The sequence below is a fragment of the Sorangium sp. So ce321 genome (genome assembly GCF_051530195.1).
Lineage (GTDB): Bacteria > Myxococcota_A > Polyangia > Polyangiales > Polyangiaceae > Sorangium.
This window is the reverse complement of record NZ_CP150329.1, coordinates 3,264,897-3,290,481: the sequence shown is the minus strand read 5'-3', so window position 1 is coordinate 3,290,481 and position 25,585 is coordinate 3,264,897. Positions and strand designations below refer to the sequence as shown.

Sequence of the window (25,585 nt, the reverse complement as noted above, 5' to 3'; positions counted from 1 at the left end):
GCCGCCGCGCGAGACCATGGCTGTGGGAGGCGGGCAACGTTAGAATACGCTCGCTCCATGTCGCCGCGCTCAACCTCCGCGCCCGCCTCATCGACGGGCTCGACTCTGCGGGCTGAGGGCGTGAGCCGCTCCTCCCCTTCTACTGCGGCCTTCCCGCGCGCGAGCGCTCCCGACTCGGACGCCGCGGACTCGGACGAGCTGTCGTTCCTGTCGGTTCCTCCCGCGGCCATCGCGCCGTCGCTCGGCCCCGGCAGGTCGACGCGGCGCATCTACCGCGAAGGCGACATCATCGGCGGCAAGTACCGGCTGCGCTACGTCCTCGGCGAGGGCGGCATGGGCATGGTGTGGCTGGCCCGCAACGACGTCCTGCACATCGACGTCGCGATCAAGTTCATCCGGCGCGAGGTCAACTCGACCGAGGCGACCCTGCGCCTCCAGCAGGAGGCGCGCGCCGCCGCGCGCATCGACCACCCCTCGATCGTCCGGGTGCTCGACTTCGGGGAGTCCGAGCACCTCGACCCCTACATCGTGATGGAGGTCCTCCGCGGAGAGCAGCTGGTCGAGGCGATCGAGCGCAGGAAGCGCTTCTCGCCCGCGGCCGCGCTCCGCATCCTCCTGCCCATCGCGAGCGCCCTCGCCGCGGCGCACGATCGCAAGATCGTCCACCGCGATCTCAAGCCCGAGAACATCTTCCTCGTGAAGAACGACCGCGGCGACGTCACGCCCAAGATCGTCGACTTCGGCATCGCGAAGGTGTGGAGCGAGACCGCGGGCGGCGACGTGACCAAGGCGGGCACGGTGCTCGGCAGCCCCGACTACATGTCACCCGAGCAGGCGCGCGGCATCACCGACGTCGACGGGCAGACCGACATCTGGGCCTTCTCTGTGGTGCTCTACGAGACGATCACGGGCCAGCGGCCGTTCCAGGGCGGCAACTACCACGACCTCGTGGCGGCGATCCTCGTCAAGGACGCGCCGCCGATCACGGAGCTCGGCGCCGGCGACGCGACGCTGTGGAGCATCATCGAGCGCGGGCTCGCGAAGGAGCGCTCCGGTCGCTGGCGGACCATGCGCGAGATGGGCGTGGCGCTCGCGCGGTGGGCGACCGAGAACGGCGTCGACGAGGACGTGACCGGGACGTCGATCGCCGTTCACTGGCTGAGCGACGGCGGGCAGCGGCCCCTCTCGGACAGGCCGGCCACACGGGCTTCGAGGAGCGGCGCCGACCACGAGACGCTCGTGCAAAAGGACGCCGCGCCGAGGGACGCCGCGCGCCCGGCCGCCAGGCGGTGGCTGCTCGCGCTCGTCGCGCTGGCGGCGATCGCGGTGCTCGGCGCGATCGGCCTCGCGCTTGTCTCCCTGCGCATGTCGGGCTCGCGGGACGGCGACGCCGCGTCCTCGCCGGCGGCGCGGCCCGCGGAGCCGCGAGGCCTGCCGCTCGATCAGGGCGCCGGGGGCGCGGGCGCCGCCGGCGAGGGCCGCGCCGCCGGTGAGGGCCGCGCCGCCGGACAGCAGCCCGACGGACAGCAACCCGCGGCCGGCGATCCCCGCCGTAGCCCGGCCGACGGCGGCGCCGCGAGCGCAGGGCAGCAGGAGGCCGCGACGCCTCCCCGGCCCGCCGGCTCGCGCCGGAGCGCGCCGTCGCGGGCGAGCTCGAAGACTCCTGGCGCCGCCCTGCCGGTCCCGGCTCGGCCGAACTTCTGAAGCCGATGCCCCCGCAGGCGAGCTCCACGCGCGAGAGGCGACATCGCAAGGCCACGCTCGGCGGACGCTGGCCGCTGCTGCTCGCGCTGGCCGTGCTCACCGGCGCCTGCTCGCTGCTCGCGGACAGCGCCCTCTCCGACAAGCCGTCCGAGGCCGTCGCGACCGGCTCCGGAGGCGGCTGCGCGCCGGAGTGCCCGGCGGACGCCTGCTGCGGCGGGGCGTGCGTCGACCTGAGCCAGGACGCGCAGCACTGCGGCGCGTGCGGCGTCACCTGCGGCGCCGGAGAGTCGTGCTGCGGCGGGGCGTGCACCGACGTGCTGAACGACCCGTCGCACTGCGGCGCGTGCGGCGACAAGTGCCTGAACACGCTCTGCGTGGGCGGCCACTGCTCGTCCGAGTGCGTCTTCGGCTTCGACAACTGCGACGGGAACATCGTCACGAACGGCTGCGAGGTCGACCTCACCAGCGACGCCGAGCGCTGCGGCGGGTGCGCCCTCCGGTGCCCCTCCGGCGCCATCTGCACCGAGGGGCGGTGCGCCTGCGCGCAGCCGCTCCTCGACTGCGACAACCGCGAGGACACGGGGTGCGAGATCGACGGCTCCTCGAACCCGGCGCACTGCGGCGCCTGCGGCGTCACCTGCGGGCCGAACATGGAGTGCAGCGCGGGCGCGTGCACGTGCAAGCCGGAGTACGCCGACTGCAACGGCTCGCCCGACGACGGCTGCGAGGCCGCGCTCGGCACGAGCGAGGACTGCAGGGGCTGCGACGACGCCTGCGCGCCCGGCACGACCTGCGACCTCCTCGGCGGCTGCGCGTGCGCGGCCGGGCTCCTCGACTGCGACGACGTGCCCGGCTGCGAGTCCGTCAGCACCGACCCGGCGACCTGCGGCGCCTGCGGCGCGCGGTGCGACCCGGCGACGCCGTACTGCGACGGGAGGGCGTGCGCCGCCTCGTGCGCCGCGGGGCTCGCCACGTGCGGCCTCTCGTGCGTCGACCTGCAGACCAGCTCGAGCCACTGCGGCGCGTGCGACGTCGCGGCGGGGCCGCATCAGCACTGCGCCGCGGGCGCGCTGGCCTGCGACGACGGCTTCGACGACTGCGACCCGGCCGCCCCGGGCTGCGAGTCCGAGCTCGCCCGGGATCCGCAGCACTGCGGCGGGTGCGGCGTCGCCTGCAAGCCGGGCGCCGCGTGCGTCGCCGGCGCGTGCGCGTGCGAGGGGTTCACGCCGCACGACTGCGGCGACGCGTGCCGCGCCTGCTGCTCGAACGAGGACTGCTCGGACGGCGACGGCTGCACCACGGACGTGTGCGCCGAGGGCGGCACGATGTGCCGGAGCACGGGCTGCGCCGCCGGACAGCAGTGCTGCAGCCTCGTCGCGTGCAGCCAGTGCTGCACCAGCGCCGACTGCAACGGCGACGAGACCTGCTCCGGCGGCGCCTGCCTCCCGCCCTGCGCGACCGGGCTCGTGGCCTGCAACGGGGCGTGCGTCAGCCTGGGCTCGACCGATCACTGCGGCGCGTGCGGGAACGCGTGCCTGAGCGGGCGCGAGTGCCGCGACGGCGCGTGCACGCCCGCGTGGGTCGTCATGACGAAGGCCGGCGCGCCCGCGTCGCGGCAGATGGCCGCGGCGACCTGGATCGGGAGCGCGCTCTTCGTGTGGGGCGGCCGCACGGCGGCCGGGGACGTGGACGACGGGGCGCTCTACGATCCGGCGCGCGACGTGTGGTCGCCGCTCGGACGCGAGGGCGCCCCCTCGCCGCGCGTGCTCGCCTCCGCGGCGTGGACCGGCTCCCAGGTGCTCGTGTGGGGCGGCGGCTCGTACGGGAGCACGTCGGGCCTCTCGACCGGCGCCGCGTACGACCTCGCGGCGCGGACCTGGCGCGCGATGAGCGCCACGAACGCCCCCGCCGCGCGGCTGGCGCCGATCGCCGTGTGGACGGGGACGCGCCTGCTGATCTGGGGCGGCTCCGCGGGCGGCGCCCCGGTGGCCGGCGGCGCGCTGTACGACCCGCTCACCGACGCGTGGACGCCGGCCGCGAGCGCCGGCGCGGCCAGGGCGCGCGCCGGCGTCGCGTGGGCCTGGTCGGGCACGGAGCTCTACCTGTTCGGAGGGCAGACCGACGGCGAGCCGACGAGCGAGGGGCACGCCTACAACCCCACGACCGACGCGTGGCGGGCGCTGCCCAGCGCGGGCGCGCCGAGCGCGCGGCAGGACGCCTTCGCGGTCTGGATGGGCAACCAGCTGCTCGTCTGGGGTGGGCAGAACGCGGGCGGCGACGCGCTCGACGACGGCGCGAGCTACGATCCGGCGACCGGCGCGTGGCTCCGCATCGAGAACGCGGGCCGCCCCTCGCGGCGCAGCCGCAGCGAGCGGCGCACCGGCTGGACGGGCTGGGCCGGGACGCGCGCGCTCATCGCAGGCGGGCGGAGCGGCACGATGTTCAGGAGAGACGGGCAGCTGTACGACCCGCTGACCGGCTGGGGCGCGGACATGTCGCCCGCCGCGAGGCAGCACAGCTACGGCGTGGGGGTCTGGACCGGGACCGAGCTCATCCTGTGGTCCGGGCTCGACGGGTTCTCGCTCACGTCCGACGGGGAGCGGTTCAGGCCATGACGCCGCGGCGGTCGCGAGCGCTCGCGGGCCCCCTCGCGCTCCTCATCGCGGCGGCGGGGCTGCTCTCCGCGCCGGCCGCCGCGCAGAGCGCGGCCGACGTCGCCGTGGCGCGCGAGATCTTCATCGAGGCCTCCGAGTTCGCCAAGCAGGGCCGCTGGGAGCAGGCGCGGGAGCGGTACGAGCGCTCCCTCGCGATCAAGCGCGCGCCGATCACGCTCTACAGCCTCGGGGTGGCGCAGCAGCAGACGGGGCTGCTCGTCGAGGCGCTGGAGAGCTTCCGCGCCTTCCTGGTCGAGCCGTCCGCGCCGGCGACGCGGGAGTACGAGCGGCTCGCGCGGCACGCGGTGGAGGACCTGGAGCGCCAGATCTCGGCGCTCGAGCTCAGGCTCTCCCCGAGCGACGTGGCCGGGCTCGTGGTGAAGCTCGACGGCGGCGTCGTGCCCGCGGCGGCGCTCGATCGACCACGGCCGCTCAACCCGGGCAACCACACGCTCGCCGTGAGCGCGCCGGGCTACCGCGAGGTGCGGCGGAGCGTCGCCGCGGCGCCGGGGAGCCGCGTGCTCGTCGTGCTGAGCCTGGAGCGAGAGGCCGCCTCGGCCACCGCCGGGCCGCGGGCGCTCACGGCGAGCGCTCCGGTGAGCGCCGCCTCGAGCTCCGCGCCCGACGACGCGACGAGCCGCGTCGTGCCGATCGCGCTGATCGCCGGCGGGCTCACCACGGTCGCGGCCGGGGTGGCCATCGGGCTCCTCGGGGTCGCGAGCGCGTCGGACGCGCCGACGCGGGACGGGACCGCGGCCGACGCCGCGCGCACCCAGGCGCTCGCGGGCGACATCATCGCGGGCGCCGGCCTCGTCGCCGCCGGCGCCGGCGTGCTGGTGCTGCTCCTCGACCGCGGCGCCGCCGCGCCGGACAGGCAAGCCCCGCCGCGCGCCGCTCTCGGCCCGCGCGGCCTGACGCTGCGCTTCTGACCTGCCGCGCGGGGCACGACGCTACGCCTCCGGCATCTCGCTGCAATCGAGGCTCACCACGACGAAGGCGCCGTAGTTCAGGACCGTGAGCGAGTCCTCGTCGAGGATGAGCACGCGGACGCACTGGGGCGGAGAAGGCGCGAGCAGGTCGGCGTAGGGGTCGAGCGGCGCCTCGTCCGCGGGCGGCAGCACGGTGTGCAGGAACTCGTGCAGCCGCGCTCGATGGCCGACGATGATGCTCGCGCCCGGGGGATCCGCGCCGCCGGACGCGGCGCTGGCGAAGAGCAGGCGGCGCGCCGCCGGGGACACGACGAGGATCGCCGCGTCCGTCACGTCGACCGCGCTGCACGTGCACAGCTCCTCCACGCGGTCGCTCACGGCCTCCTCCACCGTCTGGAACAGCCGGAGCCGCCGCCGCTGTCCCTCGGTGAGCCCTGTCTCCTTCAGGTAAGCCTCGAGGCTGCACCCGCGCCTGTTCCGCTCGCACCCGTAGGTCATGCCGCCCGCACCGTGCCTCTGCCTGCTCGACCGCCGCTGTCAGCCGGGTCGGACAGCTGTCACGCCTCCCCGCACGGGCGCTCATGCACGGGATTAGCCAACGCCCGCTGCACCGCCGCGCCACCGCAGCGCGCGCCGCGGATCCCAGGGTCTCCCGGCTTCACGGGCAGCGACCAGGACGCACGCGCGCGCCGCGGAGCGGGGCCGGCGCAGCAGCGCCGGCGCGCCGCGGAGCGGGGCCGGCGCAGCAGCGCCGGCGCGCCGCACGGGGCTGCGCCGCCGCCGCGTCCGCCCGCACGTCGCGCGCGGCCCCGGCGCTACTGCGCTGCGGGCGCGGCGAACTTCGCGGTGAGCTCCACCTGGGCCACGCTGCGCTGGGCGTTCTGCTGGCCCGCGGCGCCGGGCGGCACCAGCAGCGCCTGGAGCCGCTGCGAGGCGTCCGCGGTGCCCGGCACGAAGCTCGAGGGCGACCAGGTGAGCGAGACCTTGCCGGAGGACTCGAGCCGGTCGATCGTCAGCGTGACGTCCCCGTTCGGGCCGGGCAGCTTGAGGTCGGCCCCTTCCGCGTACTGGCGCGTGTCCACGCTGAGCGAGACGCGATCGCCCTCCACCTTCTCGATCTTGAACACGCGGTACCGCAGCACCGGCAGCTGCGCGCCGGACGCCACGGTGCGGTCGGTGACCATCCAGTAAGCCCCGGGGCCGACCGGCTTGTCCGGCAGCGGCGGCGTGACGAGCGCGATCGCCTCCCCGAGGGCGCCCACCAGCGGCTGGAGCCCGGGATCCGCGTCCTTCGGCAGCTCGATCTTCTGATTGCTGGTCACGTTCGCCGGCGAGAGGTCATAGCGCAGCGAGCTCCCCTTCAGCTTCGCCAGCGCGTCCGCGAGCTCCTTCGGCGGGCCGCCGACCGACATCGACGCGAGGGTCGCCGACGTGACCTTCGCGAGCACCTTCGTCGGCGCCGCGCCCGCCGCGCCCGCCGCGGGCGCCTCCGCGCCCTCCTTGGGCTTGTCGGCCGGCTTCTCCGCCTTGAAGCTCACGCCGAGCTCGAGGTTCGGCAGCCCCTGCGGCCCGCCCATGCGCAGCCCGAGCGTGATCGCGACCTTCTGCTCGGATTTCGGGTCGATCTTCGCCGCGAGCCTGGCCCTCGGCTCGCTGCCGGCGTCGATGACCTCGATCTTGTAAGGCACGTCCTTCGGGAGCGCGGCGGCCGCGGCGGCCGACGAGAACACGCCGTTCTCCGGCGGGCCGTCCGTCGCGCCTCCGGGCGCCGGCCGCGCCTCGGGGCTGCCCGACGCCGCCGCGGCGAGCTCCTCGCCGAGCTTGCCCCCCAGCACCGGCTGCGGCGGGCCGGCGTCGAGCGCGCCCGCGTCGACGGTGACCTGCGCCTTGTCCTTATCTCCGTCGCAGCCGGCGACGAGCGCCGCCAGGGCGACCGCCGCGAGCGTCGAAGCCATATCCCCGCGCCACCGAGTGTGCATGACGGCGGGGTGTAGCCAAAACCCGCGCCATGTTCCAGCGCGCTCTTGCGCCGGCCGGCCGCCCGCCGTCGCGGCGGCGGCGCTCCTGGCTCAGCCTCAGCCCCGTCGCGCGGGCTTGAGGCCGCCGATGAGCTCCAGGAGCTCGAGGGGCCGGAACGGCTTGGCGTAGTAGGCGGTCGCGCCGAGCTGCTCGGCGCGGGCGCGCGCATCGGGGTCGTCGAGGGCGCTGATCACGACGATCGGCAGGCTGGAGGTGCCCGGATCGGCGCGGAGGCGCGCGCAGACCTCGAAGCCGTCCATGCTCCCGGGGAGCATCAGGTCGAGCAGCAGCACGTCGAACGGCTCGGTCAAGGCCCGCTCCACCGCCTCGGGGCCGGTGCCGACGCCGACGACCTCATGGCCGCTCGCGCCGACCAACGCCTCGATCATGCGGCGGATCGCGTCCTGATCTTCGCAGAGGAGGATTCGCATGGTCGCGAGCCCACGGAGGGTCGCACCCGCACCGTCAGGCGGTCAAGCGGGAACGCCCCCCGGCGCGGATCCTCCTCGCGACAGGTCCTCGCCTGGTTCCTCGGGGCTCCGCCCCGCTCCGCACCCCGGCGTCCGCTTCGCGGCCGCTCTGGTTTCTGGCTCCGCGCCTCAGCAATCCCTGGCGGGATTCCTGACGCGCGGAGCTAGGCGCGGCGAGGAGCGCCCTCGGGGCGCGCGTCGCCGGCCGGCGGGCGCAGCGCGAGCTCGATGCCCACGCGAGCCCCGCCGCCCTCGCGGCCCTCGGCGAACGCGCGGCCGCCGTGCGCCTCGGCGATGCGCTTGCACAGCGTCAGGCCGAGGCCGAGCGAGCCGCGCTCGGCGCCGCTCTCGCCCCCTTGCGCCCTCTCGCGCCGGAAGAACGGCTCGAAGATGCGCGTCTCTTCCCCCTCGGCGAACCCGGGCCCGCGGTCCTCCACCTCGAAGATGATGCTGCGCTGACCGCCAGGACGGACCCGCAGCCGCTCGGCCCCGCCCGCGTGCGCGCGCGCATTCTCGATCAGGTTGGCGAGGGCACGCGCGAGCAGCGTCGCGTCCGCCTCGAACGCAGGCGTCCCTTCGGCGACCTCGAGCAGCGTCGGATCCAGCCCGGCGCGCTCGAGCGCGCGGATCGCCGTCTCGGCCGGGCCGAGGCGGGTCACGGTGAGGGCCGCGAAATCGAGGCGCGAGCTGGCCAGGAGGTCGCCGACGAGCGCGTCGATCTCCATGACCTCGCGGTCGAGGTCGTCGAGCACCGACGCGCTCGGCGCGCCGCACTCGCGGGCCATCTCGGTGAGCAGGCGGATCCGGGCGAGCGGCGTGCGGAGCTCGTGCGACACGGCGGCCAGCAGCTCCCGCTGATCGGCGAGCTGGCGCTCGATGCGCGCGGCCATGTCGTTGACCGCCTCGGCGACCACGCTGACCTCGCCGTGGCCGTGGCGGTCGAGCCGGACGCGGCTCGACAGCTTGCCGCGCCCGATCTCGTGCGCGACGTGGGCCAGATCGACCAGCGGGCGGGCGAGGCGGCGCGAGATGAGGCCGGAGGCCGCCCACAGGACGATGGCCACCGCGAGCAGGGGCAGGGCGAAGCGGAGCGACGCGCCCGAGCGGCCGCGCCCAGGGCAGAGGAGCACGGTGCCGAGCGGGCCGGCATCGCCGTGGACCTGGGCGACCATGACCTGCGACCGGCAGGGCTGGCCGTAACGCGCGAGCCGCCGCCCTGTCGCGTCGAGGAGCTCCAGGTCGGTGTCGAAATCCTCGGCGATCACACGGGCGAGGGCGTCGCGGGCCACGGGATCGCCCCAGACCCGATGGAACTGGTGGTCGACGAAGGACTGGGCGCGGGCGTGCTCGCGGCGCCAGCCGGAGTTGCCGACGCGGTTGATGGCCCCGGTCGTCGCGATCGCGGCGACCGCGGTGATCAGGATGGTCGCGCCGAACCACATGAAGATCCGGCGGTGCAGCCGCGCGTTCACGAAGCGGCCGAGCGAGACCTTCCGCCTGTTCTCGGACAGCCAGGAGCGACAGCGGTTCACGTGCGGTCCTTGGCGAGCACGTAGCCGACCCCGCGCACCGTCTTGATGAGCTTCGGCGACCTGGGGTCGTCGGCGAGCTTCTGCCGCAGGTGCGAGATGTGCACGTCGACCGTCCGCCCGCCGACGTTGACGTCGCCGCGGCCGGCCTCCTCGAGGAGCGCCTCGCGGGCGACGACGCGACCGGCGCGCCGCGCGAGGGCGACGAGGATGTCGAACTCGATGCCGGTGAGATCCGCGGGCTTGCCCGCCACGGTGACCACGCGGCCGGGCACGTCGATCGCGATGTCGCCGGCCACGATCCGCTCGCCGGCGGCGTCGGGCGTGGCGCGCCGGAGCACGGCCCGGAGGCGCGCGAGCAGCTCGCGCGGGCTGAACGGCTTCGCGATGTAGTCGTCGGCGCCGATCTCGAGCCCGACCACGCGATCGGCCTCGTCGCCGCGCGCGGTGAGCATGAGGATCGGCATCGAGCTCTTCTGCCGGATGCGGCGCACGACCTCGATGCCGTCCATGCCGGGCATCATCACGTCGAGCAGGACGGCGTCGAAGGTGCCCGCGGCGAGGGCGGCGAGGCCGCGCGCGCCGTCGCTCGCGACGGTCACCGTGAACCCGTTCTGCTCGAGGTAGCTCGCGAGCAAGCCGTGGAGCCTGGTGTCGTCATCGATGAGCAGGAGCCGCAGCGCCATGGATTCACCCGGGTGGGCGGGGCGGCAGCGCGCTGCCGCCGCCTCGCCTGTGTCCACTTATATCTCAGCGCTCCACGCCGGTGTCAGCCTCTGGCGCTCCGGCCCGCGCGGGCGCGGCGCTCCGCGACGAGGGGCGCTCGGCGCGCTCGGCCTGCCGCGCGGCGTCCACGCAAAGGGACGCGACGTGGCGCTGGAAGGCGTCGCGGCGGGCCTCCGCCCGGCAACGCATCGAGGAGAAGCCGTGGGCGTAACCGACGACGGTGCCGACGGCGAGCAGGGCGATCGTGATCTGACGTCGCATCATGGTCTCATCGCCTCCTTCACGCCCACTCGCCGTGGGTCCGGTACGGATCGGCGCGGTGGCCGCGCCACCCGCCCCTGCCCGACCACATGTCGCGGAACGCGGACGGCCCGATCTCGATCAGATCGGCGAGCTGCTCGCGCTGCCGGTCATCGAGCACGGCGTGGACCTTCCCGAGCGCGCCGACCGACGCCCTGCGCAGCGCCTCGATGGCGGTGTCGTGCCGCGCGAAGAGCTCGCCGAGGCGCGTCTCGTCGAAGCTCGGGCTCCGCACGGCGGCCGCCACGTCCGCGCGCGTGCTGCGGATCTCGCTCCGCTGCGCGGCGGCGGCGTCGCGGAGCTCGTCGATGGCGGAGACGATCACCTTCTCCTGCGACGGCGTGGTGCCGAGCCGGTCGAAGAGGAACGACAGGAAGAAGCGCCGGCGGAAGCCGAAGCCGCCGAAGCCGCCGAAGCCGCGCCGGCCGTGGGAGCGCGGCCCAGCGCCCCAGGGCGCGCCGCCGCAATCGTACCGGTGACCGCGCCGCAGCGCTGCGATCAGCCCGATCAGACAGGCCGTTCCAACCACGAATCCCAACATGATGAGTACCCTCCGTGAGCGTCTCCGCTGTCGTTCCGTGCACGGGGTATGTGCGCGCGGCGCTCGGTTCCTCCGAGCGCGAGCGCGACCCCGGCCGCAGGGACCGGGGCCGCAGACGCGCGGCCCCGGGCTGCGAGGCTCGAAGCCGCAGACGCGCGGCCTCGATCCACGTCGAAGCTGCGCAGGGCGTGTGAAGGGCGTGCGGGACCGCGCGTGAAGAAGTGTGTAGACGGCCGCGCGCGGCGTCGCGATGGAGCGGCGCGCCGTGCCGCGACGGAGCGGCGCGCTACGTCCGGGTGGACGGCTTTCCGCCCTCGGGCAGCTCCACCGGCCCGAGGTCGTCGAGGTCGTCGTCGAGCTTCTCGGGCCTCTCGGAGGCCGAGACCGCCCACGGGTTCGTGCGCTCGCTCTCCGCCGCGCTGGCGTCGTCTGCGTCGCCGTCCTCCGCTTCGAGGTCGTCGAGCGACTCGACCCCCGCCGCCGCCGACGCGGCGCTCGGCGCGGGCGGCGTCGACGCGCGCGGCGCAGGGGGCGCGGGCGGCGTCGACGCGCGCGACGCGGGGGGCGGAGGCGGCGTCGACGCGCGCAACGCGGGGGGCGGAGGCGGCGTCGACGCGCGCGCCGACGAGGCGCCGGGGTCGCTCGGCAGCCGGCCGCGCGGAGGCTCGACGCCCTGCGAGGCGCCCGCCGCGGGCGACGGCCTCGCGACGATCGCGCTCGGCGGCGTGATGTTCCCGGCGGCCCTCGCCGCGGGAGAGCCGCCCGGCGGGCTGCTCACCGACGCCGGGAGGGTCCCCGGCGGCGAGCTTGTCGTCCCGGAGGGAGCCACGGCCGGAGCGGCGCTCGCGGCGGGCTTGCCGGCCTGGCCGAGATCGGTCGCGCCGCCCGGCGAGGCGGGGGCCGGCGCCGACACGGGCGCGGCGCCGGACGAGACGGGCGCCGGCGCCGACACAGGCGAGGCGGAGAGCGACGTCGCCGGCTTCGAGGCGGGCGCGGCGCCGGACGAGACGGGGGGCGACGCCGCCGCGGGCGCGCCGGGCGCGGGCGCTGCCGGCGCGCCCGCGGCGCCCGGCGGAGACGCGGCGGCTGCAGCGGCGGCGGCCGGCGGAGCGGCGGCGATCGCGCCGCTGCGGCCGGTGGACACCTCCGCCGGCGCCGCGCGCGGCGTCTCCGCCTTCGGCGCGGCGGCGCGCGACGCGTCGAAGCGCATCGCCTTCTGCGCGAGCTGCACCACGGGGAGGATCTCGCGCGGGGGGATGTTCGCGGCGATGACGTCCGGCCCCGCGATCGCGAGCTCGCCGTCGGCGTGGAACGGCACGCCCGGGCGCTCGCGCTCCTGCTTGAGCCGCGCGTTGTCGATGGCGACGCGGACCTCGAGCGGGATCCGGGTCTGCCACAGCCGGCCGTCGATCGCCGTGCGCACGTCCCACGGCGTCAGGATCGGCGTCCTCCCGATGCCCTCGAACGGGCTCCGGTCCGCGAGCAGCGCCTTGAGCAGCCAGGCGACGATCTCCTGGTGCTGCGGCGTGTCCTGGTCCCACGGCATCGACTCACGGAAAAACTGCCAGTACCCGCCGGCCGGGCCGTACACGGCGATGTCGCGCGGATCGAACGCGGCCTCGAACGAGCGCGGGGTGATGTCGCCCTCGTCGATGACGGAGTCGATGAGGGCGCCCTGGAAGTCCGGCGTCTTGCGGCGCGCGGCGCGCGGCGAGAGGCCGGTCAGCGACGTCGTGATCTGCTGGCGAACGTCGCTCCGCTCGCGGAACCAGCCCATCCGCTCGACCGCGCCGAAGCGCTCGCGCAGCTTGACCGGCGTCCACCACGGCAGGTCGAGCTCCCGCAGCCGCGCGATCAGCTCGGCCACGAGCTGCAGCGCCGGCTCGCTCGCGAGGTGCACGCGCGCCTCTCTCCTCAGCGTCTCGTCGTCCTTGGTGTCAGGATCTCGGTGCTGCAGCGATCGCTCCGCCATCGTTCCTCCGTGTCCCCCTGGCCGCTCTGCTGCATACCAGAACCGGATCGGCGACGGGCAGCCCGCGCGCGCCGCCGCGAAGGGCGCTCCCGCTCGGCTCGATCCGAGCTTCTTCGACGCGCCACGGCGAACCGCCAGTGTGTCGTTATGCAACGACGCGCGAACGTCTCGGATCCGGGCTAGGCTCTCGCGGCCATGCACGACGCGGTGGAGGGCGCCGGCGAGCGCGCTGCGCGAGGGCTCGATCGGCTGGACCGCCCCGGGCGAGGGCTATCGCCGTGGGCGCGCCGCGTCGCGTGGGCCGCCGCCGAGGCGATGCTCTGCGATGAGGACGAGCGCGGGGAGCTCGTCCCGCCGGGCGCGGGGGTCTGCGAGCGCGCTGTCGCGGCGCTGGATCTCTCGCTCGGGCAGGCCAGCCCCGAGACCCGGCGCGGGTTCGCGCTGCTGGCCGCCTGCCTCGAGCTGCTGCCGCCGTTCGTGATCGGCGCCCTCGGCCGGATGAGCCGGCTCCCGCTCGGCAGGCGGCTCGCCTACCTCGAGGCGCTGGAGTCGAGCCGCGTCGGGCTCCTCGCCATGCTGCTCCTCGCGTTCAAGGTGCCGCTGTGCATCCCGGCCTTCGAGGAGGGCACGGAGCTCGCGCTGACCGGCCTCGACCGCGAGAGCACCGCGGCGCGCCGCAGGTTGCCCGCGCTCCGCCCGGCCGCGGACGCGCCGCCCGCGGCCCTCGCGCGCGCGGCGTCGCCCGACGACGCCGCGCGCGCGCAGCCCGCCGCGCCGGGCGCCGAGGGGGCGGCGTGAGCAGCGCCATCGCGTCGAGCGAGCCGATCGTCAGCGGGCGCGACCTGCCGGACGGGTTCGACGAGGCGTGCGACGTCGTCGTGGTCGGCTCCGGCGCCGGCGGCGCGGTCGTCGCGGCGCTGCTCGCCGAGGCGGGGCGCCGCGTGATCGTGCTGGAGGAGGGCCCCTACTACCGCCCTGACGACTACCAGCGCTGGAAGCCCAGCGAGTCGCTGCGGCGGCTGTTCCGCGAGGGCGGCATGCTCACCGCGCTCGGCGTGGGCCAGACGCCGATCATCTCCCTCACCCTCGGGCGCGCCGTCGGCGGCTCGTCGGTGGTGACCGGCGGCGTCTGCTTCCGCATCCCGGGCAGCGTGCACGCGCGGTGGGTGCGCGACCTCGGCCTCGACGAGCTGTCGGAGCGCGCGCTCGAGGCGGCGTACGACAGCGTCGAGCAGCGGCTCCACGTGCGCGAGGTCCCCGAGGCGCTGCGCTCGGCGTCGACGGCGCGGTTCGTCGAGGGGGCGCGGCGGCTCGGCATCCCGATGCGCCCGCTCCGCCGCAACACAGGCGACGCGTGCGAGGGGAACGGCCGGTGCAACTTCACCTGCCCCGCCGGGGCGAAGCGCTCGGTGGACATCGCCTACCTGCCCTCGGCCGTCGCGGGCGGCGCGCGCGTCGTCGCCGACGCGCTGGTCGAGCGGATCACCGTGGCGCGCGGGCGCGCCGCCGGCGTCGAGGGTCGGCTGCTCGGCGGCGAGCCGGGCGCGCCGCCGCGCCGGTTCCGGGTGCGCGCGAAGGTCGTCGTCGCCGCGTGCGGCACGCTGCACACGCCGCTGCTCCTCGGCACCGCGGGCGCGTTCAGGGCGAGCGGCGCGCTCGGCAACGACGTGACGCTGCACCCCGCGGTGCGCGTGGTCGCGCGGTTCGACGACACCCTGAACGGCTGGGACGGCGCGCTCCAGAGCGTCTACTCCGACCACTTCGACGCCGAGGGGATCAAGCTCGTCGGGGTGTACTCGGCGGTGAACGTGCTCGCGGCCGGCCTGCCCGGCGTCGGGCCCGCGCTGCGGCGGCGCGTCCGCGCGCTCCCGCGCTGCGCGGTGTTCGGCGCCATGATCCACGACGAGGGCGGCGGCCGCGTCCGCCGCGGCCTGGGCCGGGAGCCGCTCGTCTCGTACGCGATGGCGCCGCGGGATCTCGCGCGGCTCCGCCGCGCCATCACGATCCTCAGCGAGATGGCGCTCGCCGCCGGCGCGCGCGAGGTCTACACCGCGCTGCTCGGCGCCCCGCCGATCACGTCCATGGACGCCGCGCTCGCGGACGAGCGCGCCCCCGTGGACGCGCGCCGCATCGAGTGCATGGCGTTCCACCCGCTCGGGAGCGCGCGCGTGGCGAACGATCCGCGGCGCGGCATCGTCGACCAGAGCGGCGAGTGCTTCGAGCTGCCGGGGCTCTTCGTGGCCGATGGCTCCATCCTCCCCACGAGCATCGGCGTGAACTCGCAGGTGCCGATCATGGCGATGGCGACGCGCATCGCGTGGCGGATGGCCGAGCGGTTCCCGCGGCTCGCGGCGGCGAGCCCCGCGTAGGGGCAATGGCGCGGTGCTAACGTGTCGGCCCCGACCTACAGCCGAGGTTCCAGCATGCAGGCGATGATCGATCTCCGCTCCGACACCGTGACCCGACCGACCGAGGCCATGCGCGCGGCCATGGCGGCGGCCGAGGTCGGCGACGACGTGTACCGGGAGGACCCCACCGTGCGCCGGCTCGAGGAGCGCGTCGCGGAGCTCACGGGCAAGGAGGCCGCGCTGTTCGTGCCGAGCGGGACGATGGGCAACCAGATCGCGCTCCTCTGCCACACGCAGCGCGGCGACGAGGTGATCGCGGGCGAGGGCGCGCACTGCGCCTTCTACGAGAGCGGCGCCGCGCCCGCGTGGAGCGGCGTGCAGTTCGTCTTCGCCGGCCGCGGCGGCCTGTTCACGGCGGGGGACGTGGAGGACGCGATCAAGCCGCCGCTCTACTACCTGCCGCGCACGCGCGTCGTCGCGATCGAGAACACCCACAACCGCGCCGGCGGCCGGGTCTTCCCGCAGGACGACGTGCTCGCGATCGCGAGGGTCGCGCGCGCGCACGGGCTCGCGCTCCACCTCGACGGGGCGCGCATCTGGAACGCCTCGGTCGCCTGCGGCAGACCGGTCGCCGAGCTCGCGGCGCCGTTCGACACGGTGAGCGTCTGCTTCTCGAAGGGGCTCGGCGCCCCGGTCGGGTCCGCGCTGTGCGGCAGCGCCGACGTCGTGCGCGCCGCGCTCCGCTTCCGGAAGATGCTCGGCGGCGGGATGAGGCAAGCCGGCGTGCTCGCGGCCGCCGCGCTGTACGCGCTCTCGCACCACCAGGACCGCATCGCCGAGGACCACGAGGCAGCGCGCGCGATCGCCCGCGCGCTGCGCGAGGTCGCGCGCCGCGCCGCCGCGGAGCCCTCCACCGCGCCGCCGCCCGCGACGATCGAGGAGCCCGAGACGAACATCCTCTACATCGACACGCCCGGCGTCCCGGCCGAGCGGCTCGTCGACGCCGCGCGGCGCCGCGGCGTGCTCGTCGGGGCGGCGGGCCGGAGCGCCGTCCGCGCCGTGACCCACCTCGACGTCGCGCCCGAGCAGGTCGCGCTCGCGGCGAGCGCGCTCGCCGAGGCGCTCGCCGAGGCGCTGGCGCAGCCGCTCGATCGCGACGGCGCGGGCGTGCGCGCATGAGCCGCCGCGCCGCGAACGCCTCCGCGCCGGCGCTCGCCCTCGCGATCGCCGCGCTGCTCGGCCCCGCGTGCGCGCCGGCGCGCGGCGACGCGTACCTCGCCGCGATCGCCGCCGGCGAGCGCGCCTACCACGCGGGGCGCTACCGCGAGGCGGCCAGCGCGTTCGACGGCGCGGCGTCGCGCGCGCTGCTCGTGAAGGACCGCGACGAGGCGCGGCTCATGCAGGCGCGCGCCTTCGAGCGGGCGGAGGCCTGGGGCGAGGCGCGCGCGTCGTACGAGCGGCTGCTCGCCGACTCGCCGGACGGGCCGCGCTCGGAGCGCGCGGAGTTCGAGCTCGCCGATCTCGCGATCGAGCACGGCGACGCGGACGCGGGCTTCGCGATGCTGCTCGCGGCGACGCGGCGCCACCCGTCGCACGGGCTCGCGCGCAACGCGCTGAAGCGGCTCATCCGGCGCGAGGAGGAGCGCGCCGGAGCGGGCGGCGCGCTCGCCTGGCTGCGTCAGCAGGCCCCCGCGCTCCGCGGGACGGAGCTCGATCAGGACGTCGCCTACCACGAGGCGCTCCTCCTCGAGCAGGGCGGCGATCGCGAGGGCGCGCTGCGCGCGCTCGTCGCCGCCGCGCGCGCGCACCCGTACCCCGCCGGCAGCCTGACGGACGACGCGCTCTTCCACGCCGCGGAGCTCGCCGCCGCGCTCGGGCGCCCCGAGGAGGCCATCGGCTACCTGCGAGAGATGCTCGCCGCGCGCGAGTCCGCCCTTACCGGCAGCTACGACCGCGGGAAGTTCGACGACGCGCAGCTCGAGATCGCGCGCCTCTACAGCGAAGCGCTCGGCGACCGCGCGGCCGCGCGGCGCGAGCTGCGCAAGCTCTACACGGACCACCCCGCGTCCATCCTGCGCGACGACGCGCTATGGACCGAGGCGAAGCTGTGGCGCGAGGACGGCAGGGCCGAGGAGGCCTGCGCGACCGCGGCCCTGATCGTCCGGGAGCTCCCCGAGTCGCGCTACGCGCGCTGCGCGCACGCGATCTGCCCGTCGCTCCCGGCCGCGAAGAGCCCGTGCGCGGACTACATCCTCCGCGAGCTCGACGGCAAGAAGGAACCTTGACGCCGGGGCGCCGCCGTGACGGCGCCCGCCCGCGCTCAGGGGTCCTCTTCGTCCGCGGGCTCCAGCTCGGCGTCGTCGTCCTCGCCCTCCTCATCGTCGTCGCCGAGGTCGTCGTCATCGGCCTCGTCGAGGTCGTCGTCGTCCTCGCGCGGCTCGTACTTGAGGTCGATGCCGATGTCCCCGAGCTGCGTCTCGAGGAGCTCGAAGAGCTCGTCCACGTCGTCGCCCCCCCACTCATCGAGCACGTCAGTCAAGAACTCAAAAAAATCACCGCTGTCCAGACGACGCTCGATCTCTTCGACCTGCTCTTCCGAGAACGCCTCGAGGACGTCCTCGCGCAGCGCTTCGGTGTCGCCTTCCTCAACGGCATCCGCCGCAGAGAGGCGGATCTGCTTTACGGCACGCTTGTCGAGGTGAATCTCCATGAAGGTGGCTTCGTTTAGGCGACCCTCGCAGCTGCCGTCAAGCGGCGTATGGCGTCGAGCTTCAAGAGACCGCTCGGCTCGCTCCCCCGCACCCCCTTTTCCGGGGGCGCGCCCCGCGGCGCAGAGGCCCCCGGGCGCCGGCGCCCCGCCGCCCGCGCCGCGGAGGAGCGTTGCCCGCGGCAGATCTCTCGCGTATCTCAAGCAACTCGTGCGTCTACGACCTCCGCCCGGCGCGCTTCCGGTCGCGATCATCGCGGCCGGCGCCTTGCTGTCCTCGACAGCCGCGGCCGCGCCTCCCGGAGGCAAGGTCGAGGGCGCGCTCCCGCGCGCCGCGCCGACCCCTCCCGCCGGCGCCCGGACGGCGGGAGCCGTGGACCAAGGCACCGGCGGCGACCCCGCCGCGCCCGAGGCGGACGACGCGATCGAGGCGCAGGAGGACGGCGCCGCGACCGCGCAGCCTCCTCCCCTCAGCCCGCGCGTGCAGCTCGCGACCCGGCCGCCGCCGCTGCACGTCGAGTACGCGCAGTACGGCGTCGCGCTCGCGGCGGAGATCAGCCTCGACGCCGGCGCGGCGTGCCCGCGGTCGGGGCCCCTGTACTCGTGCATCCTCGGCAGCGGCGGCGGGCTCGCGATCCGCAGCGGCTACCGCTCGCCTGGCCCCTGGTACTTCGGCGGGGCGTACCAGTTCACCAAGATGGACTCGAGCAACCTCTACCGGCTTGGAATCTTCCAGCAGCTGCGCGCCGAGATGAGGTACATGCCGGACATCGGCTACCGCGCGGCGCCGTATTTTTCCGCCGGGATCGGCGGCGTCGTCTACGGCAACGAGTGGGGCGTCGAGACGGGCGGCGCGCTCATCTTCGGCGGCGTCGGCGTCGAGCTGGAGGTGTCGCGCCGGGCGGTGTTCGGCGTGAGCTGCGTGTACCGGCCGGTGCTGCTCGCGGGCTGGAAGGACACGGCCAACTACGAGCGGGCCACCGCCATCGCGCAGTTCGTCGGCTTCGAGCTCCTGCTCGAGGTGCGGACCGAGCTCGGTCGGCGCTGAGCGGCTCCCCTGCCTGCTCGAGAGAACGCACCGTCTACTTGACTCGACCGTCGCTCCGCGGTCCCCTCGGCAGCGTGATCTGCGATGTGTGCGGTCGCGAGAATGCTGGCGATCTGACGTTCTGTCAGGATTGCGGCCGACGGCTCAAGGCTCGCGAGGCGCGGGTCGCTCCGCCGACGCCGCCGAGCGGCTTGCCGCAGGTGTCGCTCCCGGCCCTGTCCGCGCCAGCGCAGCCCGAGGAGGCTCCGGCGAACGACGCGCGCGCGGCCGGCCGTACGCCGGGGGCGCGCCACGCCCCGGGACGACTTCGCCCGGAGGCGCCGGTGTTCTCGTTCAGCCCGATCAGCTCGGCGAGGACGGAGCCCGCGATGCAGGCGGTGCACGGCCGCGCGGAGGTGACGTCCCGCCCGGCGCGCGAGGGCGCCTCGACGGTGGCTTCGGGCGCCCTGGGCAGCGCCATCCAGATGGCGCCGGCCCTGCAAGCGCCGAGGGTCACGGACCGGGTCGACGCGCACGTGCCGCCCGCGACGCCCACGATCACCGACGCGCTGCTGGGGCTGTCGTGCGCGAGCTGCGATGCAGACAACCCCCCGGGCTACCGCTACTGCGTGACGTGCGGCGCGCCGCTGCACAAGAAGGACGGCGCCGCCTTGGCGGTCCCCCCCGCCTTGGCGGTCCCCCCCGCCTTGGCGGTCCCCCCCGCCTTGGCGGTCCCCCCCGCCTTGGCGGTCCCCCCCGCCTTGGCGGTCCCCCCCCCAGCGGTCCCCCCGCCCTCGACGGACCCGGCGCCCCGGAAGGCAAGGGGCAGCGACCCGGACGCCGCGCTCTCCCCTGAAGCGCCGTACGTTGCGCACCCGCCGCTCGAGAAGATCGAGACGACCGCGCGCGGGCTCCAGGACGCCGCTCTCCGGCACCCGCCCCCGCCCGACGCCGCTCTCCGGCACCCGCCCCCGCCCGACGCCGCGCCGCGCGACGATCGCGCCGGTGGGTCCGAGATCCAGCGGCAGGCCCCCGGCGGCTCGCCGCCGGGCAAACCGGCCCCTCCGCCGCTGCCGCCCGTCGCCCTGCCGCCCCCACGGCTGCCCGCTCCGCCAGCCGGCGGGGGCGCCCATGACAAGATCGTCGGCTCGCCGGTGCTCGACATCGCGTCGTCGCGCCAGACGCCCGCCCCGCCGGTCGAGTGCGCGCGCTGCCACGGCCAGTGCATGGCGGGCACCCGGTTTTGCAAGTACTGCGGGGCGCCGCTCGACGGCGAGCGGTCCACCTCGGAGCGCCCTGCCAGGGCCGTCGCCGACCGACCGTCCGCCCCGGAGGTCGGGCGCGACCCACCGCGGCTGCCGCAGGGCGAGCCCGCCAAGCCGAGCTCGACCGACACGGGCAGCACACCGCCGCCCTCTCAGATCCCGCTCGCCCCGCTGCGGGCGTCCTACTCGGTTCGCCCGCCGGCGTGGGTCCCGGCTGACACCCGGCCCGCCCGGGCGCCCGAGGGCAAGCTCATCGTGATCGTCGAAGACGGGACCGAGGGGAAGAGCTTTCCGCTCGCGGGCACGCAGATCGACATCGGCCGCAGCGAGGGGGACATCCTCCTCGAGGACGACCAGTACGTCTCGCCGCGGCACGCGCGGATCATTCCGCAGAGCGGTTCCTGGGTTCTCCGGGACCTGGGCAGCGTGAACCGCATCTACCTGCGCATCAGGAAGACGCACGCCCTCCGAGATGGCGACTTGCTCCTCCTGGGGCTCGAGGTGTTACAGTTTCAGACCGTGAGCGACGGGGAGCGAGGCCTCGGCCATGCGATCCAGCATGGAACGTTGCTGTTTGGCTCGCCCGCCATCCACCGGCGGGCGAGACTCTGCCAGAAGACGGTGGAGGGCGTGACGCGGGACGTGTACCACCTCTACCGGGATGAAACGGTGATCGGACGGGAGACGGGAGACATCGTGTTCACGGCCGATCCGTTCCTCTCGCGACGCCACGCCGCCATCCGGAGGAACCCGGCGACGGGCGAGTTCACGCTCACCGACCTGGATTCGTCGAACGGGACCTACGTCGCCATCCGCGAGGACGTCAGCCTCGTGGATCGCGATTTCGTGCGCATCGGGCAGCACCTGTTCCGCGTGGATCTCCCCCGATGAGCGACCAGACCGTCCGCGAAACGCCCACCGAGGCGCTGGAAGTCGATGGGCTCCCGAGCGCAGCGTCGGTAGGGGCCGACTCGAGCGGCAACGCGGGCAAGGCCCTTGGTGACTCCCCGCTCGGCGCCGCGTCGCTCGAGTCCGGCAAGGCGGGGTCTGTGGAAGCAGGCAAGCCCGTGAACTGGAAGCCGCCCCCGCCGCCCAAGATGCGTCCGGCCACGAGCGCCGCGCGCGAGCAGAAGGCTGGCATCGCTGTGAAGCCCGTGAAAGCGCCCAGCACCCCGATCCCCGACAAGGTCGGGAGGAAGCTCCCTCCGCCGCCGCGGGTGCGGCTCACCGCGAGCGGGTCGCGCGACGAGGACTCCGATGGCGGCGTGACGAGGTCGGACGACCTCGCGGACGCCGTGACCCCCGACGCGCCCGCGGCCGCCGCCCGGGCAAAGGCCGCCCACGCGGCACCGGCGATCGCGACCTCGTACGGCGACGGCGCGTTCGACGAGACCCCCGCCGCGGAGGCCGCGCACGGCGACGGCTCGGCAGGCGACGAGGGGGGCGAGGGCGCGGGGCGCCCCGAAGACATGGACAGCGAGGCTGCAGCGCCGGACGAGCCGCGTCGCCCCGAGGTCGTGCTGCGGCTATTCGGCCGGACCGACGTGGGCCAGGTCCGCGAGCACAACGAGGACAACTTCATCGTCGCGGACCTCACGAAGGCGAGCCGCGGCCTGATGGAGATGGACCGCTACCAGGTCATCGGCGAGCGGGGGGCGCTGCTCGGCGTGTGCGACGGCATGGGCGGCGCCGCTGCCGGCGAGGTCGCGAGCCAGCTCGCGGTCGACATCATCTACCAGCGGATGAGCGCCGGCGGCCCCCCGCAGAACCACGACGAGCTCGCGGCGCGGCTGGTGCAGGCGATCGAGGCCGCGGGGCTCAGGATCTTCAGCGAGGCGAAGCTCGATCGGACCAGGCGGGGGATGGGGACCACGTCCACCATCGCCGCGCTCATGGACGATCACCTGTTCCTCGGCCAGGTCGGCGACAGCCGCGCGTACGTCCTGCGCGGCGATCGGCTCGTGCAGGTGACGCGCGACCAGTCGCTCGTGAACCAGCTCATCGAGGCCGGCCAGCTCACGGAGGAGGAGGCCGAGACGTTCGAGCACAACAACATCATCCTCCAGGCGCTCGGCACGGCGGACTCGGTGCAGGTCGATCTCACGTACGTCGCGCTCAAGAGCGGCGACACGCTGATGCTCTGCTCCGACGGGCTCTCGGGCATGGTGCGCAACGAGGAGATCCGCGAGGTGCTGCGGACCGTCGACGACCCCATCGAGGCCTGCAAGGTGCTGACGGATCGGGCCAACCAGGCCGGCGGCCACGACAACATCACGGTGGTGGTCGCGAAGTTCGACGGCGACGGGCTCGCCCCGCCGGAGCTCGAGGACATCGAGGAGCTCCGCTACCAGAAGTACCAGCTGCCCGAGCACCTCCTGGCCCAGAACTCGGTCGCGTCCGAGCCGGCGCGCAAGGTGAAAGAGCTCGACGAGAAGAAGATCTCGCAGCGGCCTCCCTCGCCGAAGTCGTGGCTGAGCAGCTCGGACGGCGACATGGGCGAGGAAAGCGACGAGTACGATCGCGCCTTCTCCGTCCTGGCGCCGGACGACGCCCTGGACGAGCGCAACGCCCGCGCGCCCGTCCAGGGCGACGAGCCGATCATGATCCCGACCGACGGAGCGCCGCAGTGGCTCGTGATCTTGATGATCGTGAGCGCTGTCGCGTGCGTTACCATCGCCGGCTACTACCTGCTTCGTTAGGCCGCGCGCGGCGCACGCGCGCGCGCCTCCACCGCCATGCTGCGCAGCAACGACAAGCGTGCCCGGCAGACCCCGGCCGCCCCGCAGGAAGGGTCGCCGCCGCGCCCCCCGGACGCGGACGGGGGCGTCGACGTGCAGACCGCGCAGCGCATCGTCAGGGATGCCGTCGTGCAGGCGATGCAGCGCGAGGACAAGGCGGTCGCGCTCGTGCGCGCGAAGGCCGACGAGGCGAGGCGCCGGGTGGCGCGCAACAACCTGCTCCTCGGGCTCGGCGTCGTCGCGGCGCTCGTGGCGGTGGCGGTGGCGGGCGTGGTCGCGTACCGGTCGCGGCGCGCGGCGGACGCGCTGGCGCGCGAGGTCGGCCTGGGGCGCGCTCCCGCGGCGCGACCGTCGGGCGCGATCCCGGAGCAGGTGCTCTCGGGCCGCGCCATCTTCGAGCAGAACCGGCTGGCGCTCTACGTGATGGGCTACATGGCGGATAACCGCATCGGCGGTTGCTGCTCGGCGTTCGCCATCGCGCCGAACCTGCTCGCCACGAACGCGCACTGCGTCCGCGACTGCCGCGCGCGCGGCGGCACGCCGATCGTCACGCAGAACGACTCGATGGGGAAGACCCGCCTCCGCATCGTCGCGATGTCGGCCCACCCGGCGTACAAGTCCGGGCAGGCGGGCGCCGGCTCGCCGGACGTCGCCCTGCTCCGCATCGACGGCAAGGCGCCGCGCGCGGTGACGCTCGCGAACGACGCCGAGCTGCGGGCCATCGGGCCGGGCGACGACGCCTACGTCATCGGCTTCCCCGGCCGCCTGATGGACCCGCTGAGCCCCTCGGCGACGTTCCTGGAGGGCCGCATCGGGCGGGTGACCGGCCTCGACGACGAGGCGACGACGCCGGATCGCGCCGTGCTCATCCAGCACGACGCGGTGACGCGCGGGGGCAACAGCGGGAGCCCCATCTTCAACCAGTACGGCCACGTGATCGGCATCCACGCGGCGCACATCGACGACGAAGACGACGTGACGATCGATGGGCGCAAGACGAAGGTGACGCAGAGCTCGCCGTTCCGGATCGGGATGCGCATCGATCTACTGCAGGGGGTCCCCGCGCCGTGATGCTGCGCGTCGTGCACACCTTCGGGCGCAACGCCGGGTCGGTGGAGCTCCATGACAGGCGCGTGGTGCGCTTCGGCCGCGCGCCGGACAACGACGTCGTGTTCGACCCGAACCACGACCGCGACGCGAGCAGCCACCACGCGGAGGCGCGCCTCGAGGCGGCGGGCTGGGTGCTCTACGATCTCGACAGCCGCAACGGGACCTACGCGGGCGGGCAGCGGATCAAGCGGCACCCGATCGCCTCGGGCGACGAGATCACGTTCGGCGCGAAGGGGCCGCGGGTGCAGCTCGAGCTGGTGGAGCGCCGCGCGCCCGGTCCTCCCCAGACGCACGCGGCGCCGGCGCACCCCGCGCTCGCCGCGGCCCCTCCGGCGCCGCCCACGGGCTACCCCGCGCCCGCGGCGTACCCTGCGCACGCGGGCTACCCCGCGCACGCCGCGCCTTCCGCCGGCCACGCCGCGCCCGCCGCCGGCCACGCTGCGCCCGCGGCGTACCCCGCGCCCGCGGCGTACCCCGCGCCCGCCGGCGCTCACCCGGGGCGCGTGCCGGCCGCGCCGCCGGCTGGCTCGCGGCGGGTCGGCGAGCGGACGATCGCGATGATGATCTCCTCGGCGGTGTCCGCCGCCACGGGGCGCTCGAAGCCGCGCGGCACCGTCGAGATCAACGCCATGCTCCACAAGGAGGTGCACGCCGCGACCGCCGGCCAGCGCCGCACGACCTACGTCCTCGCCTCGCTCCTCGTCGTCGCGCTCACGAGCCTCGGCGCGCTCATCATTTACAACCGCTCCTCGCACGACGAGATCAGCCAGCTACGCGCGGAGCTCGCGCGCCTCCCGCCGGAGGACCCGCGGCGCAAGGAGATCGAGCAGCGCCTCGGGACGCTTCACCCCTCGAACGCCAACTTCGGGCGCAACCTCCACGATCGATCCAGAAAGGGGATCTTCATGCTCGCGTCCGGGCGCGAGGGGTTCTGCACGGCGTTCGCGGTGCGTCCCTCGATCCTCGCGACGAACGCGCACTGCATCACCGCGGCCAAGCGCCGCGGCGGCACGATCGTGGCGCTCGAGAACGAGGGCCGGGGCCAGGTAAGCTTCGCCGTGACCAGCATGCGGACGCACCCGCAGTACCGCGACAGCGCGGACCAGCTCACCCCCGACATCGGCGTCGTGTCGATCGCGGGGCGCGCCGCCGCCGTGCTGGAGCTCGCGACCCGCGAGCAGCTCGCCGCGGCCGGCGCGGGCGACGACGTGTACCTCATCGGCTTCCCGGAGCGGCTCACGGACGCCACGAACCCCGTCGCCACCTTCCTCGCCGCCAACATCGGCCGGATCACGGGCGCGAACGGCCGGCCTGCGCCCGCCGCAGAGGCCTGGCTGATCCAGCACGACGCCCGCAGCACGAGCGGCATGAACGGGAGCCCCATCTTCAACGGCGATGGCAAGGTCATCGGCATCAACGCTGGCGGGTACCTCGAGGGCAACGACGAGACGATCTCCGGCCAGAAGACGGAGGTGGTAAAGGCCTCCCCCTACAAGTTCGGGATGCGCATCGACCTGCTCGACGCCATCCTGCGCTGACCCCCGCG

21 protein-coding genes are annotated in these 25,585 nt (G+C 75.1%); 12 read left to right on the top strand and 9 right to left on the bottom strand.

The window, feature by feature from the left end; translation table 11 throughout:
• Positions 1–120 precede the first annotated feature (120 nt).
• The 3 genes from WME89_RS12775 to WME89_RS12765 are packed head-to-tail and all read left to right on the top strand — an operon-like array spanning position 121 to position 5,287.
• Entirely contained in the window at positions 121–1,704 is a 1,584-nt protein-coding gene (locus WME89_RS12775) for a serine/threonine-protein kinase (protein ID WP_438009456.1), read from the top strand.
• 5 nt (positions 1,705–1,709) lie between these two features.
• Positions 1,710–4,319: a Kelch repeat-containing protein gene (locus tag WME89_RS12770; protein WP_438009455.1), complete on the top strand. Its 2,610-nt coding sequence runs from the start codon at positions 1,710–1,712 to the stop codon at positions 4,317–4,319.
• On the top strand, positions 4,316–5,287 hold the full coding sequence (locus tag WME89_RS12765; RefSeq protein ID WP_438009454.1) for a hypothetical protein: 972 nt from the start codon (positions 4,316–4,318) through the stop codon (positions 5,285–5,287). Before WME89_RS12770 ends, WME89_RS12765 begins: the two co-directional genes overlap by 4 nt.
• 21 nt (positions 5,288–5,308) lie before the next feature.
• Here WME89_RS12765 and WME89_RS12760 read toward each other — a convergent pair whose 3' ends face one another.
• The 8 genes from WME89_RS12760 to WME89_RS12725 form a co-directional block, all read right to left on the bottom strand.
• Positions 5,309–5,785 carry a hypothetical protein gene (locus tag WME89_RS12760; protein WP_437667319.1) on the bottom strand — a complete coding sequence of 159 codons (477 nt, stop codon included), beginning with the start codon at positions 5,783–5,785 and terminating at the stop codon, positions 5,309–5,311.
• Between the two features lie 317 nt (positions 5,786–6,102).
• The gene (locus WME89_RS12755) at positions 6,103–7,242 is read right to left on the bottom strand and encodes a hypothetical protein (RefSeq protein WP_438009453.1); all 1,140 of its coding nucleotides are present in this window, start codon (positions 7,240–7,242) and stop codon (positions 6,103–6,105) included.
• Between the two features lie 120 nt (positions 7,243–7,362).
• Entirely contained in the window at positions 7,363–7,737 is a 375-nt protein-coding gene (locus tag WME89_RS12750; protein ID WP_437625429.1) for a response regulator, read from the bottom strand.
• 203 nt (positions 7,738–7,940) lie between these two features.
• Positions 7,941–9,308 carry an ATP-binding protein gene (locus tag WME89_RS12745; RefSeq protein ID WP_438009452.1) on the bottom strand — a complete coding sequence of 456 codons (1,368 nt, stop codon included), beginning with the start codon at positions 9,306–9,308 and terminating at the stop codon, positions 7,941–7,943.
• Positions 9,305–9,991, bottom strand: coding sequence for a response regulator (locus tag WME89_RS12740; RefSeq protein WP_437628003.1), 687 nt, complete (start codon positions 9,989–9,991; stop codon positions 9,305–9,307). Before WME89_RS12740 ends, WME89_RS12745 begins: the two co-directional genes overlap by 4 nt.
• A gap of 64 nt (positions 9,992–10,055) precedes the next feature.
• Positions 10,056–10,295 carry a hypothetical protein gene (locus tag WME89_RS12735; RefSeq protein WP_438009451.1) on the bottom strand — a complete coding sequence of 80 codons (240 nt, stop codon included), beginning with the start codon at positions 10,293–10,295 and terminating at the stop codon, positions 10,056–10,058.
• 16 nt (positions 10,296–10,311) lie between these two features.
• A complete protein-coding gene (locus WME89_RS12730; protein WP_438009450.1) occupies positions 10,312–10,872 on the bottom strand; it encodes a Spy/CpxP family protein refolding chaperone in 561 nt (186 codons plus the stop codon).
• 286 nt (positions 10,873–11,158) lie between these two features.
• Positions 11,159–12,844, bottom strand: coding sequence for a hypothetical protein (locus WME89_RS12725; RefSeq protein WP_438009449.1), 1,686 nt, complete (start codon positions 12,842–12,844; stop codon positions 11,159–11,161).
• A gap of 195 nt (positions 12,845–13,039) precedes the next feature.
• Here WME89_RS12725 and WME89_RS12720 point away from each other — a divergent pair, with 195 nt between their 5' ends.
• Genes WME89_RS12720 through WME89_RS12705 form a run of 4 tightly spaced genes read left to right on the top strand, consistent with a single transcriptional unit; the run spans position 13,040 to position 17,477 of the window.
• On the top strand, positions 13,040–13,642 hold the full coding sequence (locus WME89_RS12720) for a hypothetical protein (protein WP_438009448.1): 603 nt from the start codon (positions 13,040–13,042) through the stop codon (positions 13,640–13,642).
• A complete protein-coding gene (locus tag WME89_RS12715; protein WP_438009447.1) occupies positions 13,639–15,213 on the top strand; it encodes a GMC family oxidoreductase N-terminal domain-containing protein in 1,575 nt (524 codons plus the stop codon). Before WME89_RS12720 ends, WME89_RS12715 begins: the two co-directional genes overlap by 4 nt.
• Before the next feature lie 54 nt (positions 15,214–15,267).
• Positions 15,268–16,371 (top strand): low-specificity L-threonine aldolase, encoded by a 1,104-nt coding sequence (gene ltaE / locus WME89_RS12710; RefSeq protein WP_438009446.1) that lies wholly within the window; start codon positions 15,268–15,270, stop codon positions 16,369–16,371.
• Positions 16,368–17,477: a tetratricopeptide repeat protein gene (locus tag WME89_RS12705; protein WP_438009445.1), complete on the top strand. Its 1,110-nt coding sequence runs from the start codon at positions 16,368–16,370 to the stop codon at positions 17,475–17,477. Before ltaE ends, WME89_RS12705 begins: the two co-directional genes overlap by 4 nt.
• A 35-nt stretch (positions 17,478–17,512) precedes the next feature.
• Here WME89_RS12705 and WME89_RS12700 read toward each other — a convergent pair whose 3' ends face one another.
• Positions 17,513–17,902: a hypothetical protein gene (locus WME89_RS12700; RefSeq protein ID WP_437667330.1), complete on the bottom strand. Its 390-nt coding sequence runs from the start codon at positions 17,900–17,902 to the stop codon at positions 17,513–17,515.
• A gap of 208 nt (positions 17,903–18,110) precedes the next feature.
• Between WME89_RS12700 and WME89_RS12695 the strand changes: the two genes are divergently transcribed.
• From WME89_RS12695 to WME89_RS12675, 5 genes are all read left to right on the top strand, one after another.
• Complete coding sequence (locus WME89_RS12695) at positions 18,111–18,947, top strand: hypothetical protein (protein WP_438009444.1); 837 nt, start codon at positions 18,111–18,113, stop codon at positions 18,945–18,947.
• Positions 18,948–19,270: 323 nt separating this feature from the next.
• A complete protein-coding gene (locus tag WME89_RS12690; RefSeq protein WP_438009443.1) occupies positions 19,271–21,082 on the top strand; it encodes an FHA domain-containing protein in 1,812 nt (603 codons plus the stop codon).
• On the top strand, positions 21,079–22,890 hold the full coding sequence (locus tag WME89_RS12685; protein ID WP_438009442.1) for a Stp1/IreP family PP2C-type Ser/Thr phosphatase: 1,812 nt from the start codon (positions 21,079–21,081) through the stop codon (positions 22,888–22,890). Before WME89_RS12690 ends, WME89_RS12685 begins: the two co-directional genes overlap by 4 nt.
• Positions 22,891–22,926: 36 nt before the next feature.
• Positions 22,927–24,000: a S1 family peptidase gene (locus tag WME89_RS12680; protein WP_437667334.1), complete on the top strand. Its 1,074-nt coding sequence runs from the start codon at positions 22,927–22,929 to the stop codon at positions 23,998–24,000.
• Positions 24,000–25,577, top strand: coding sequence for a trypsin-like peptidase domain-containing protein (locus WME89_RS12675; RefSeq protein ID WP_438011926.1), 1,578 nt, complete (start codon positions 24,000–24,002; stop codon positions 25,575–25,577). Before WME89_RS12680 ends, WME89_RS12675 begins: the two co-directional genes overlap by 1 nt.
• Positions 25,578–25,585: the final 8 nt, after the last annotated feature.

Coding starts and splice junctions, on each gene's coding strand:
- WME89_RS12770 (WP_438009455.1), top strand. CDS start 1,710: ATGCCCCCGCAGGCGAGCTCCACGCGCGAGAGGCGACATCGCAAGGCC.
- WME89_RS12765 (WP_438009454.1), top strand. CDS start 4,316: ATGACGCCGCGGCGGTCGCGAGCGCTCGCGGGCCCCCTCGCGCTCCTC.
- WME89_RS12760 (WP_437667319.1), bottom strand. CDS start 5,785: ATGACCTACGGGTGCGAGCGGAACAGGCGCGGGTGCAGCCTCGAGGCT.
- WME89_RS12755 (WP_438009453.1), bottom strand. CDS start 7,242: ATGGCTTCGACGCTCGCGGCGGTCGCCCTGGCGGCGCTCGTCGCCGGC.
- WME89_RS12750 (WP_437625429.1), bottom strand. CDS start 7,737: ATGCGAATCCTCCTCTGCGAAGATCAGGACGCGATCCGCCGCATGATC.
- WME89_RS12740 (WP_437628003.1), bottom strand. CDS start 9,991: ATGGCGCTGCGGCTCCTGCTCATCGATGACGACACCAGGCTCCACGGC.
- WME89_RS12735 (WP_438009451.1), bottom strand. CDS start 10,295: ATGATGCGACGTCAGATCACGATCGCCCTGCTCGCCGTCGGCACCGTC.
- WME89_RS12730 (WP_438009450.1), bottom strand. CDS start 10,872: ATGTTGGGATTCGTGGTTGGAACGGCCTGTCTGATCGGGCTGATCGCA.
- WME89_RS12725 (WP_438009449.1), bottom strand. CDS start 12,844: ATGGCGGAGCGATCGCTGCAGCACCGAGATCCTGACACCAAGGACGAC.
- WME89_RS12720 (WP_438009448.1), top strand. CDS start 13,040: ATGCACGACGCGGTGGAGGGCGCCGGCGAGCGCGCTGCGCGAGGGCTC.
- ltaE (WP_438009446.1), top strand. CDS start 15,268: ATGCAGGCGATGATCGATCTCCGCTCCGACACCGTGACCCGACCGACC.
- WME89_RS12705 (WP_438009445.1), top strand. CDS start 16,368: ATGAGCCGCCGCGCCGCGAACGCCTCCGCGCCGGCGCTCGCCCTCGCG.
- WME89_RS12700 (WP_437667330.1), bottom strand. CDS start 17,902: ATGGAGATTCACCTCGACAAGCGTGCCGTAAAGCAGATCCGCCTCTCT.
- WME89_RS12685 (WP_438009442.1), top strand. CDS start 21,079: ATGAGCGACCAGACCGTCCGCGAAACGCCCACCGAGGCGCTGGAAGTC.
- WME89_RS12680 (WP_437667334.1), top strand. CDS start 22,927: ATGCTGCGCAGCAACGACAAGCGTGCCCGGCAGACCCCGGCCGCCCCG.
- WME89_RS12675 (WP_438011926.1), top strand. CDS start 24,000: ATGCTGCGCGTCGTGCACACCTTCGGGCGCAACGCCGGGTCGGTGGAG.